The organism is Desulfamplus magnetovallimortis (genome assembly GCF_900170035.1).
Classification (GTDB): Bacteria; Desulfobacterota; Desulfobacteria; order Desulfobacterales; family Desulfobacteraceae; genus Desulfamplus; species Desulfamplus magnetovallimortis.
Genome location: NZ_LT828540.1, coordinates 909,313 through 923,268, shown reverse-complemented (window position 1 = coordinate 923,268; position 13,956 = coordinate 909,313). Strand labels below are relative to the sequence as shown.

The following is a 13,956-nucleotide window of genomic DNA, read 5'->3' as shown; positions in this document are numbered from 1 at the left end:
ATCAAAAAGCAATAAGGTGTCGATTTTGAGCATAGAGGAACAACTCCAATGAACAGCAATGGGGATTGCAATGCTAAACCATGAAATGGCACTGGTTGTCAAAGAGCTGCTCAAGCGACGGAATGTTGACCTCTCCGGGTGCTGCCACGACTTCCTTCAGCGGCAGATCAACGGTCGTTTGAAACAAATCCGGACTGATTATAAAATCGGTACAGAACATCAGATTTATACAGAACATCAAATTCATACTGAACATCAAATCGATAGTGGACAAAAAAATAATCCCAAACACCCCATCCAAACAGTTACCGAATACTACGAATATTTACAATCCCACCCCGAGGAGCTTGAGCATCTGATTGACTCCCTGATCATACAGGTCAGCTCTTTTTTCCGTGATCCCCTTGTCTTTAACTATCTTTTCTGTAAAGTGTTGCCGGAGATAATTGCCTCAAAGAGTGCCTCAGGAGAACCTTCAATCCGCATCTGGTCAGCAGGATGTGCCACCGGAGAGGAGGCATATTCAATTGCCATGCAGATGGGTGAGCTTCTGGAAAAGAGTAGGACAGGCAGCGGAATCGGTATTGAAACAAGCCTTACAGGAAGCGGAACCGCTATTGAAAAAAGCCTTAAAGGAAGCGGAACTGCTATTGAAAAAAGGCTCGCAGGAAACGGAAGCAGTATGGGTTTCACTGTCTTTGCAACTGATATCAATGAAAAGACACTTGATAACGCACGTAAAGCTGTTTATGCACCGGAGCATCTGGAAAATATGCCCTTCAAATACATAAGGCATTTTAACCGAATTGGAAACGGTTATTCCCCAAAAAACTACATTAAACAGCCGGTAACATTTTCAAGATATGACCTGCTGGATAAAAAAAGCTACTGTCCACCGGAAAGCGTATTTGGTGGATTTGATTTAGTCCTGTGCAGAAATCTTTTAATTTACTATAATACCCGATATCAGAATATTATTTTCACCAAACTACACCGATCACTCAATGACAATGGATACCTGGTGCTTGGTGAAACCGAAATGCCCACAGGTCAGTTTCAGGACAGTTTTACCCGGATAAGTGATTGCTGTCAGATATTTAAAAAAATAAACATATAGAATAATATGTGTAACGTCGTATTCTTTTCAAGGAGGATCGACAATGAGAAGCCTTTTTAGATCGTTATTTGAATTTAAAAAAATTAAACCCCGAATGATATTCTGGTTTTTTTCTGCGGTATTGCTGCCCATGATCGTTGTGATCAGTGTGATCTATCACCAGAGGGCTATTGCCATCAAGACCGAGGCATTTGCTAAATTGACCGCCATCAGGGATCTCAAGGTGTCTCAGCTCAATCTATGGCTGGATGAGAGAAAAGGAGACATTGAAGCAATTTCAAGGGATCTGGAGATACGGCAGCTTGCAGCCTTGATTGAACAGAATACACTAAACGAACAAAATATAAGTAACGGACAGAGTACTGGCAACCGTCAGGGCACTGTTAACTGGCAGAAAACTGATAACTGGCGGAACACAGAAGATGATCTAAAAATCATTGAATCTGCAAGAGCGACCCTGACTTCATTTTTGGAAGAGTACACAGCCTACCTTGAAATCTTTATTATCAATGCTTCCACAGGCATGGTTGAAATTTCCACTGAAAGTTCATCAGAAGGCACTAATCTCTCCAAAGCCCCTTTTTTTATTGAGACCTTAAAAAGTGAATCTCTCTATATAAGGGATATCTATTTTTCCAGTAAACTGAAAAAGCCGACCATGTGTTTTTCCCACCCCATTTATAATCCAGGTTCCAGCGATGGAAATCCTTCCGGAGTTTTAGTGACTCTTTTTGACCTTGAAAAATCTCTGTATGCCCTTCTTCTGCAACGAACCGGCATGGGAAAAACAGGGGAAACCCTTATAGTCAACAGGGACGTTATGGCGTTGAGTGACCTAAGATGGCATAATAACGCTCCCTTGAGGATGAAAATACAGGCGGAACCGGCAGTTCTGGCTTCTCGTGGATTATCGGGTATTGTTGAGAGCCGTGATTACAGGGATGAAGATGTACTGGCATCCTATGCCTTTATACCTGTCACACAGTGGGGATTTGTCGCCAAACAGGATCTGTCAGAGATTTACGCTCCCATAAACAGTATGCTTTTCAATATGGCCATTATACTTATTCTGGCAGCACTTGCTGCCTATGCGCTTGCCCACATGCTGGCCTTGAATTTTTCAAAGCCCGTTATTGAGGTCACCAACGCTGCCCTGAAAATTCAGGGCGGTGATCTCTCTGCAAGATGCAACATTGGAAATGAAGATGAGTACGGTGTACTTGCCCGTGCATTTAACGAGATGGCTGAATCCATGGAGACTTATGGAAGCATACAGAAAGGTCTGAGGCGCCTGGATGAGATTCTGGTCATCTCCACAACCGTCCATGAATTTGCTGCACAATTTATCGAGAAACTGCTTGATATAACCAATTCGGCCTTTGGTGCCTTTTTTCTAATTAATGAATTTATTGAATTTGAACATGTCTATTCATCCGGATTCGCCCGTGGCGTTATTCAATCCCTTGATAAAAGCGTTGTTGCCGGTGCATTTGACAGGTCATACAGAAGTGGGAGCATCACATATATAGATGATATTTCCAAAGATACCGTGTTCACTGTCAATACCATTGCAGGAAAGGCTATCCCGAAATGCATGGTCACTGTTCCTGTCATGATTAAAGGAGAGGTTGCGGCCATTATTGCGCTGGGCAGCCTCAACGACTATTCCAGTGCGGCATATGGCATACTGGAGCAGATTCAACCGGCTGTGGGCACGGCACTTTCCAATATTATATCCGGTGAAAAGACCCTTGCACTGGCACAGGAACTGACACATAAAAACAGTGAACTTGAAGCACAGGCCATGGAGCTTCAAGCCATGACAGATGACCTGAAACGGCAGAATATTGAGCTTGATGTCCAGAGCCGTCAGCTTGAGGAGGCAAGTCGTCTGAAAAGTATGTTTCTCTCCAATATGAGCCATGAACTTAGAACCCCACTCAATTCAGTAATGGCCCTTTCAAGTGTTCTAAAGATGAACAGAGATAAACATTTCAATTCCGAAGAGGTGGAGTATCTGGAGGTTATCGAACGTAATGGCCGGCGTCTTCTTGATCTCATTAACGATATTCTTGACCTGTCAAAAATCGAAGCCGGACATATGGATGTGAACCTTTCCTTTTTTTCCTTTAAAACCGCCATTGAGAATATTGTGGAGAATCTCCAGCCCCTTGTGAGAGAAAAAGGGCTTTCATTACATGCGCAGTTTTCAACTGATCTGCCGGAGATTCAAAGTGATGAAAAAAGGGTCTATCAGATTCTTCTGAATCTAATGGGCAATGCCATTAAATTCACAGAAAAAGGTAATGTGGTGGTTGAGGCGTATTGCTGCGGGCAGAGACCTGTTCCAGCCCATATGACAACTGATATATACGAATCAATGATTTGTGTTAAGGTCATGGACACCGGAATTGGTATCCCTGAAAAGGAGCTGCCCTTTATTTTTGAAGAGTTCAGACAGGTTGATGGTTCCACCTCCCGACGACATGAGGGTACAGGTCTTGGTCTTGCCATTGCCCATAAGGCAACCCTGAATCTCGGGGGAACACTTTCGGTTGAAAGCAAGCCTGGAGTTGGAACAACATTTACATTGAAACTGCCCAGAATTTATCAGGGAGAAGGAGTGGAAGGCCTAATTGATCAGGGAGACGCAAATCAATATTTTAAGCCGGAAGCCCAGGAACACAACTATTCAGCAGCATTATCAGATACACCATTTAACTCAGTATCGACAGCTCCGTCCAAACGCCTTCTGCTGGTGGAAGACAATGAATCTGCCATAACTCAAATCAAATTGATTCTTGAACATGAGGGCTATTGTGTGGATATTGCCAGAGGTGGAAAGGAGGCTCAGGCCATGGTGGCAAAAAGCCTTCCTGATGGAATTATCCTGGATTTGATGATGCCGGATATGGATGGGTTTGAGGTGCTTGAGGCGATTCGCTGTACGGAACGTACGGCAACTATTCCTGTACTTATCCTTACAGCCAAGGATTTGACTCCTGATGATTTTAAAAAGCTCAGTGCCAACAATATTCAGCAGCTTGTACAGAAAGGGGATGTGGAACGGGAGGGGCTTCTGATGAAAGTAAAATTTATGCTTGGAGAGAGTACCATGAAAAATGTACAGGCCGGAGGAACCCGAAATGTTCTGGAACAGCAGGAGAGCCCCGACCCAGAAGCAAAACCTCGAAGCATTACAGAGCCGGAGAAAGACCAAAACCCAGAAGCAAAACCTCGAAGCATTACAGAGCCGGAGAAAGACCAAAACCCTGAAGCAAAATCTCGAAGCACTACAGAGCCGCAGGAACAGGATGTCCCGAAAACCGGAATATCTCCTGAATTGCCGCCCAGAATAGTGGTGATAGAGGATAATCCTGATAACATGATTACCATAAAAGCACTTCTCAAAGGCAGATACACCGTTATTGAAGCTTATGATGGAGAAAATGGCCTTAAAACGGTATTTGAAAATCTGCCGGATTTGATTCTTCTGGATATATCTCTTCCTGGCATGGACGGATATACTTTGGTGAAAGAGTTTAAAGATCATGAGAAGACAAAAATGATTCCGGTTATCGCACTTACTGCCCATGCCATGAAGGGTGACAAGGATAATCTTATTTCAGCAGGATGTGATGATTATCTATCCAAGCCCATCGAACCTGTGAAAATACTTCAAACCATTGAAAAATGGATTGCAGGAAGAGAGTGAGTTCGGGTAAGGTGATTTGGATTCATTCCTGATAACTTGACTGTGAACAGAAAAAAAGGAACTCATTGCAATGCCAGTGATATTAGCCATTGATGACAGACAGGACAATCTCTTGAGCCTGGCGGCCCTTCTGAAAAGCAGTATCCCTGACTGCCGGGTTGTCACAGCCCTTTCCGGCAGAGAAGGAATTGAAAAGGCAAGTGATGAAAAACCGGACACGATTCTTCTGGATATACACATGCCGGGGATGGACGGCTTTGAGGTGTGCCAGATTCTTAAATCCCATCCTGATACAAAACATATTCCCGTGGTTATGCTCACCGCCATAAGTACCGATCTGGAGAGCCGGATAAAGGGGTTGCAAATGGGAGCAGATGCGTTTTTTACCAAGCCCATTGAGCGCCTGGAGCTGGCTGCACAGGTAAAGGCCATGCTGCGTATCAAATATGCCGAAGATCTGCTGCGCAGGGAAAGTGCACTGCTGGAGCAGCAGGTCGCTGAACGTACAGCAGAACTTGTCAGGCAGAAAAATCAACTGATAGCGGAAATTGAAGAGCGAAAGAGGATGGAAGCACGCCTCCATCAGGCCCAGAAAATGGAATCCATCGGTTCCCTTGCAGGGGGAATTGCACACGATTTCAACAACATCCTTTTTCCCATCCTTGGAATGTCAGAGATGTTGCTGGAGGATCTGCCCCAAGAGAGCCCGGAATATCTGAAGGTTGAACAGATATACAGCGCTGCCGGAAGGGCACGGGAACTTGTAATGCAGATTCTTTCCTTCAGCAGACAAGGTGAATATAAAAAATTGCCGGTGAGAATTCAGCAGATCCTCAAAGAAGTTCTAAAACTTGCCCATAGTACAATCCCCTCCAACATTGAAATTTCACAGAATATCCAGAATGAGTGCGGCAAGGTGATGGCAGATCCCACGCAAATTCATCAGATTGCCATGAACCTTATTACCAATGCCTATCATGCTGTTCAGGATAACGGGGGCAGGATATCCGTGGAATTACGGGAGAGAGTTATGACGTCGGAGGAGTTTGCTGACAGTTTTATGTTACCAAGTTTTATGGCATCAAACACCATATCATTAACCACCAAGGCATCTCTCTCCATGGTATCGAGTCTTACATCACCGAGTTCAATGTCGTCAAGCTCCACTTCGTCAACGCCCAAGGCATCGGGCACCATGCCATCAACTCCTGCGGCAAGTGTCCCAGCGGCATCGGGTAAATATGCCATGCTTACCGTGTCGGACACAGGTTGCGGCATTGCTCCGGATGTGATGGATAAAATCTTTGAACCCTATTTTACCACCAAGGAGCAGGGCAAGGGAACCGGGCTTGGGCTTGCTGTGGTATATGGCATTGTCAAGCAGTACAGCGGAGAGATCAGGATTTCCAGTGAGCTTGGAAAGGGAACCAGAGTTGATGTATTCTTTCCAATCATGGATATGGGAGAATCTCCTGATATGACTGAAGCATTGAAGGAATTGCCATTTAAAACAGGAGCGGAAAAAATTCTGCTGGTTGATGATGAAGCCTCGGTTATCAGGGTGGAAACCGCAATGCTGGAAAGGCTTGGTTATAAGGTTACCTCCTGTTTGAGCAGTTTTGAGGCTCTGGATACCTTCAGAAGCAATCCAGATGCATTTGATTTGGTCTTGACTGATATGACAATGCCCGGGTTAACCGGAGATCAGCTTGCCAGTGAATTGATATCAATAAAACCATCCATACCCGTGATTATCTGTACTGGATTCAGTGAAAAGGTTGATGCAAAAGCTGTCGATGCCATGGGTATCAAGGGCTTTCTGAAAAAACCGGTCATAATGGCAGACCTTGCGCAGAAGGTTCGGGATGTGCTGGATGAAGAATAATTGAGCAACCAGGTAATTGGATAGTATAGGAATTTCTATTTTATGGTTTGTTAAACCAGCATCTTATGGAAAAGCCCACCTTAAGGGCGCTAATGTCAGGATAGCGCACTTCTGACTACCTTTGCAAGATTTGCAACACTTATGGGTTTCATTAAAAATCCATTGATCCCCATGGATTTTGCCTTATCTTCATCCATCCTCTCGCTGAATCCGGTACATATCACAATCGGTATATCAGAACGAATTTTCCGAATCTCGGCAGCAAACATATCACCGGTGATGCATGGCATGGTCATATCACTTATGACAAGATCAAAATCATGGGGGGTACTCCTGAAAAGCTCCAGAGCATCAACACAGTTTAAGTATCCCTTTACATTATAGCCAAGCCTCTTCAGCATCATGGTTTCAAGATTTAATATTGATTCATCGTCATCCACAATCAGAACATTTTCATTACCGGCAGGATGGTCAGATGCAACTGTAGATACAGGCTCTTCAAGTTGTTCTTTAATAAGCGGAAGATAGACTTCTACAGTTGTTCCTTTATCCGGAGCGCTGACAACTTTAACGTCTCCTTCATATTTTTTCACAATGCCATATACCATAGAGAGTCCAAGACCTGTTCCTTTTCCCTGGGGCTTGGTTGTAAAATATGGATCAAATATTCTCTCCATACACTCTGTGGTGATTCCGCATCCGGTATCAGAGACAGATAAAATCGCATATCTGGCAGGCTGCAAAAGAGTCAACTCTTTATTGCTGCTCTGGTCTGATTGAAAATGGTTATTGTGGCCTGATAAAACATGGCTACTTTTATCAGAGGGAAGATAGCCAATCTTATTTGAAATAAAACTGCTGTTCTTATCCGGCAATGAATGGCCAGAACTGCTTTCTTCAAGCTCAATTGACAATTTGCCTGTCGAGGTTTCCATTGAATGACATGCATTTGTAATGAGGTTCATGATGATCTGGTGTATCTGGGTGGGATCGGCATTAACCTTGCCACACTGATCATCAATGTTTTCCACAATTTCAATGTTTGAGGGAATGGATGATCGCATCAGTTTTAATACCTCTTTCAGAATATCCTGAATCCGTACAGGCATACTCTGGTGGTCAGACTGCCTGCTGAAGGCAAGAATCTGTTTTACAAGCTCTTTCCCCCTTGATGCAGCATTAAGAATCTCCCTGGCATTTTCGTATTCCTGACTTTCGGGTGGAAGATCTTCAAGAAGAAGCTCGGACATACCCATTATTGGAAAAAGAAGATTGTTGAAATCATGGGCAATTCCACCGGCAAGATTACCAATGGCTTCCATTTTCTGGGAATGCTGAAGTCGTTTTTCCATCATTTTTCTTTCGGTAATATCCACATGAGTACCGATCACCCTTACAGGTTGGTTATCAGTATCCCTTCTGATGGCAAAAGCTCTGGATAGAATATCCACAAATGTGCCGTTTTTATGACGCATTCTGAATTCACATGTAAAGTTTTCCCTTTTGCCCTCAAGGTATTCATTCAGGCTTTTCCATGCCATTTCACGTCCTTCAGGAAGAATAAGCCTTTCCCACTCACTAAAGTGATTGACAATTTCATGATCATCATAGCCGAGCATCTCTTTCCAGCGTGGAGAGTAGAAGACCTCATTTGTCTCCATATTCCAGTCCCAAAGTCCATCATTTGCACCCTGTAGAGCAAGAGATAGGCGCTCTTCATTGAGTCTCAGCTTTTCAATTGCATCTTTTTTTTCTGTAACATCTTCATGGTTACCGATCATAAGAGATGCATTGCCGAAGTTATCCCTTTCAACCACCCGCCCTTTTGTATGAATCCAGCGATATGAACCGGACTTGGTTTTCAGGCGAAATTCATTCTCATATTCATCGGGTTTTGTCTTCAGATACTCTTCTGCAACTGCCAGTGCATTTTCATAGTCATCAGGGTGAAGAAGTTTTTTCCAGTTTTCAAAGGAAGCTGTAAATTCGTCTGGTTCATAGCCGAGCATGGTGTAGTAGCGCTCGCTGAAGCGCATTTTATCCTCTGCAAAATTCCACCACCAGATTCCCTCTGTGGTTGCAGCAAGGGTTCTTTCAAGCTCCAACTCACTTTTTTTTCTGTCTGAAATATCCCGAGCCATGGAGTAGTAGTAGATTTGTCCCTGCTCCGAAAATTTTAGAGCATTAATCTCCACAGGAATCTCTTTTCCGCTTTTATGACGGTGGGTTGTTTCAATCAGAACGGAGCTGTTTTCAGGTTTGTTTTTCCAGAATTGTCTGAAACTCTCTTCATTGTAGTTGGGATCAATATCCCATACATATGATTTGACCATAATTTCCCTTGAAAAACCAGTAGTCTCTATGGCAACACTGTTTACATCAATTATTTTTCCGGTTCCATCTGAAAGGTAAATGGAGTCACTGGAGTGATCGACAAGACGGCGAAATCTTTTTTCATTTGCTGCAAGGGATTTTTGTGTCTCTTTTCTTTTTATGATGTTGAGGATCAGAAGGATAATGATTATTCCTTCCAGCAAGATGACAAGAAAACCCCATAACAAATTTTTATATCTTGCATAAAAAGAGGGCGGTTTGTTTATAATTTTGCTCCCTGAAGGAATAAGGGTTTGATCAATCCCAAATCTCTCAAGTTCTACATAGTCAAATTGCCAGGTATTTGCCTCTTTTCCTATTATTGGGATGGTTTCGGGAGTTTCTCCGTTCAATATTTTTATTGCCGTTTCTGCTGCCATTTTCCCCTGCATTACATCACTTACAAGTTTTCCACCAACAATGCCGTTTCCCATGCAGTGTGTCCAGAAAGAGTATATGGGGGATGGAGAGTACTTTCTGATAAAACGTGTTCTTTCTGTAAAATCAAGGGGGTTTCCAATTGAATCATATAAAATCCCTGACAACAGCACAACATCGTGGGAGTGGAGTTGCCCAAGAAGATTTTTCAGATTTTCAACATGTTCATCAATGTAGTAAACAAAAGCAATTTCATCTGTAAAATTGGATACGGTGGTCTTAATCATCTCAAGGTTTAATCGTGAAGAGAGTGTTCTTGTGGAACCCACAACCACAAATTGTTCCATGGCCGGATGCAGTTTTCGGGCAATCTGCATTGTTTCGTAAATGGAAGGTATCTCTGCAATACCTGTTATTTCAGATTGACCCGCTATCATTTTGTCACTGAAATTATTGATTCCACAGAAGACAATGGGGATGGGCTTTTCATGTTTGGTGGAGTAATAGATGTCTCTGTTTGCCAAAAGATAGTCAAGGGCATTGTTATCGGTGCTGATAATAAGCTCAAATGATTTGTTTTTGTATTTTTCCTCAAGTATTTGACTGAGAAGCTCTTTGTACTCTGGTGTTCTGTTTCTCCTTGTATCCATATAATCAAAATGGAGCCTTACAGAACTTTGTGAGTTCCTGAACTCCTCCATTATTCCGGATGTAATATTCTTTGTCCATTCGTATTGAGGGTGGTATGAATTCAGTATCAGTATATGTTTTTCTTTAGTATTAAGAGGAGATTTATGAACAGGCGTTTCGTTGGCTGGCTTTTTGTTGATTTGGGTTTCATGAGTTGAAATTTCTTGGAGTGAAGAGGCTGAAAGGAGAGTGTATGTTGAAAATATTAATAATATCAGGCATGAAAGGCATGGCAGGATAGTCTTTATTCTGCATGTATGTATTCTACATGTATGATAAAAAAATGTGCAGTCAGAATGAATAAATGTGCAGTCAGAATTAATAACAGGAAGCTTTATCAATGGTTTGGCGACGACAGGAAGGTATTTTTTCATGGGAACCCACTTTGAATCAATTGTAATTGCTTGGCCTGAATAAACGATTACTGTCGGATTTTGTCATCCCCAATCATTATATCCTTTAATTATCCAACTCATGGTTCAGTCAAACCCCCAAAAGGCGAAAAAGAATACCTCATTTAATATCGCGCTGCCATCAAAAAAGCAACAATATTCAGATTCCTTTGTGGCTTGTGTTTTAAATGGTGTGGTAATCTTTCAAGGTTTAACTGACGGATAACTATTCTCACCTTCTCAATTTTTTGAGTGTACACTCTTTGATGTATTTCTTTCCTATCCAGTCATGTATAGGAGGCTGGAGGTATGGAGAGAGATTTGTTGGTGAGGTGATTTTGTTACGGTTAACCTTCAAGCAGGGAGATTAAATTTTCTTTTGAACTGTTAGCCTGTGCCAAAACAAATGCTCCAGATTCTGCAAAGACCTGTAGTTTTGAAAAATACATACTCTCGGATGAAAAATCTAAATCCCTTATACTGGATTCCGATGCCATGGCATTGTTCTGCGTATTGGTGATATTGGAAATGGTTGATTGAAGTTGGTTTTGTACAGAGCCTATATTGCTTCTTATTTTATCTAAATCTCCAAGAGATATATCTGCAAGCTCCATTGATATTTGAGCATCATCAAAAGTAGTGACATTTACATCACAGAGACGGAGAAGTTCTTTATTGAATACAATAGAATCTTCATATGTTTGATATTCTGTTGTCGTAGTTATTGTAGAGGTGATACTTGTTGACGGATCTGCTAAGGCTATTGCAGCCCATGCTGCCCCACTACCTTGGAATTCAATTTGGAGAGATGACAAATTTGATAAATCAAAAGAAGTAACTTCATCATTATTATTGCTGTTAGGTTGTGATGTCAGTTTTCCAGTTGCAGGATTATAGATAGGAAATGTAGAATTCTGTCCGGAACGACTTTCGAGTTGAGAAACATATGTAAGAGGTGTCCCGCCACTTGTCAATGTTGCCACATGACCACTATCTACATCACCTAATAATAATTTTGAACCTGTCGGAAGTGGCGAAGAAAAATTTATTACTGTAGTTACGCTATTGGCTCCATACTCCAAAACCGATAAATTTGATGAAAAATTTGAAATAAAATTGGGATCATCTAACAACGTTTCTGTTCCTATGTTTACGGCACCACTTGTAATAGTTGCATTAATTCCCCCTCCAGACCCTTGTGTGTTAGATGACCAGTTAATAATTGTATTTGTTGGGATAGCATTCATGATAGTGGGGTTTGCAGTGGTTGCTGTAGCCACATTCTCAGCTATATTTCGATGAGTCACATCATACTGCCCAAAATTTCTGCTGATCATTTTTAGATAGCCATGAGTCGTCAAAGCACTGCTGCTGATCACTTCTGGTGTGGGCAGCCCTTCAACTTTAATGGCTCTACCATCTGTAGAAACAAGCTCCAATTTTCCAGAAGCAGTAACATGTGCTTTTACTCCAGTCATATTTGATAGGCTATTGATAGCAGCGATAAGAGCCCCATCGGAATCATTAGGAATTACATCTATATTTCCAATTGTAATACCATTAATTTTAAAATTATCACTTGTACTTCCAGCAATTATCCTGCTCTCTGATTCAACTATTGGAAATGCTTTAACGTCAGTTTTTTCTTCATATTTATTAATCTGTTCAGCCAGAGTACCTAATCCATGCTTCACGAGTCTATTAGATACATTTTTAGTGAGTTGATCTGATGCGTTCTCCACAATCTCGTCTATAAATATATTCCTAAGCTCTTCTATTTCTCTGGTCGTAAGCTTACTTAGATCTTTATTCGTACGTTTAGCCAATTCTTCATCCGTAAGCTTATTTATATCTTCTTTAGTGAGTTTATCCAGTTCATCCTTTACGAGATCAGGAGTATAGTATTCGATTTTGAAAGGCTCAATGACAATATCATCTCCGGTTTGTTTATCCTGAAGAGTAGTATAAATTAGTTTTGTATAATCCGGAATAACCTCTGCAACAGTGGTATGCCCAATTTTTGTAGATTCAGCAGAATCAATTGAGATATCAACCGTTTCACCAGTATAAGCACCTATATGAAATGTTTTATTTGTAAATTCACCTGAAAGAAGCTTCTGGCCGTTAAAAGAAGTTGATTTTGCAATTTGGTCAAGTTCCTGACGTAGTTTATCAATATCACTTTGGATTGCTTTCCTGGATTCATATGTTTGACCATCCTGGGAAGCTTGAATTGCTTTTGTTTTAATGATGTTGACAATATTAATAGATTCTTCAAGAGCACCGTCAGCAGTTTGCGTAATGGAAACAGCATCATTAGCATTCTTAATCGCCTGTCCCAACCCTCTGTACTGTGATTTAAGAGAATCAGCAATCACCATACCAGAACCATCATCACAAGCTTTATTAATTCTCAAACCAGATGACAACTTTTGCAAACTGCCGTTCAAACGATTACTGTTTTTTGACAGCTTCTGATATGCGTTAAGGCTTGCTATATTTGTTTTGATAGATAAAGACATAGCTCATAAAATCTTTCGTTTTATAAATGTTCTGAACAGTGGTAGATGTCTCTGCCATGGCCATTATATTTAACTCATTTATAGGAAAAATCTCTTGATTATTTTTATCTATTCAAGAATTATTCCATTAATTTTGGCATCTTCATTTACTGTTTTACACTCTCCGTAGAAACAACGTTAATTTTAAGGGTTTTTTCTCAAAAAAGTGTAAGCTACTTTTGTGTTCATATGAAAGATGCCTTATTTTTATGGTATAACGGCCATGGCAGATCCATCTGCCACAACGAAGCATGAAAGTCCTATAGCTCCTTAAAAGACGGGGACTTTCTTATAAAATATGGAATGGAAGAGGCTGGGGAGGTGAGGTTTCATGGCAAGTTTCATATAATAACGGCTATGGTGGATTACCACTACGATCCAAGAAGTAAAAAATACCACAAACACAATATTTTACGGGGGAATTCGTAAAGAATGATTACGTTTTAAAAAAAATGGAACAGGAAACAAGTCGGGAAAATATTACCGTATAGGTAGGCACATTTTTCCGTTTAATGGATACTTTAGAAGCTAAGAAGACTATTTTAAAAGAGATAAATTAAAGAATCAGTAGTTCAACGATCATTATTGTAAATTGACGGTGAAAAACAAGAAAAGGAAAAATAGATGGTGAAAGAAATCAGGATGTTTTTTACTCAAGAGTCGTAAGTTCTCAAATCCGTCACCATATATTGTGTTTTTTAATTGCTTGAAAGTACTATATTCAGTACTCATTGAGAGAACTTATGACTGATGAGTTTTTTATGCAAGTCTCCTTAACAGACTGTTTTAAAAACGACTTTCATCCCTTCGATTGTGGCGGTAATCCGCCATGTACGTTTTTATAT

At 41.2% G+C, this 13,956-nt stretch carries 5 protein-coding genes; 3 read left to right on the top strand and 2 right to left on the bottom strand.

The genetic code is table 11. The annotated features are described in order from the left end of the window. The first annotated feature begins 70 nt into the window (after nt 1–70). From MTBBW1_RS03565 to MTBBW1_RS03555, 3 genes are all read left to right on the top strand, one after another. Complete coding sequence (locus MTBBW1_RS03565; protein ID WP_186441066.1) at nt 71–1,117, top strand: CheR family methyltransferase; 1,047 nt, start codon at nt 71–73, stop codon at nt 1,115–1,117. A 43-nt stretch (nt 1,118–1,160) separates the two neighbouring features. Continuing rightward, on the top strand, nt 1,161–4,832 hold the full coding sequence (locus MTBBW1_RS03560; RefSeq protein WP_080799222.1) for a response regulator: 3,672 nt from the start codon (nt 1,161–1,163) through the stop codon (nt 4,830–4,832). Nucleotides 4,833–4,902: 70 nt separating this feature from the next. Beyond that, nucleotides 4,903–6,717: a response regulator gene (locus MTBBW1_RS03555; protein ID WP_080799219.1), complete on the top strand. Its 1,815-nt coding sequence runs from the start codon at nt 4,903–4,905 to the stop codon at nt 6,715–6,717. 95 nt (nt 6,718–6,812) lie between these two features. On the opposite strand, the gene MTBBW1_RS03550 is transcribed toward MTBBW1_RS03555, so the two are convergent. Then, nucleotides 6,813–10,169 (bottom strand): hybrid sensor histidine kinase/response regulator, encoded by a 3,357-nt coding sequence (locus tag MTBBW1_RS03550; protein WP_222423971.1) that lies wholly within the window; start codon nt 10,167–10,169, stop codon nt 6,813–6,815. Between the two features lie 728 nt (nt 10,170–10,897). Continuing rightward, entirely contained in the window at nt 10,898–13,072 is a 2,175-nt protein-coding gene (locus MTBBW1_RS03545; RefSeq protein ID WP_080799213.1) for a flagellin N-terminal helical domain-containing protein, read from the bottom strand. Nucleotides 13,073–13,956: the final 884 nt, after the last annotated feature.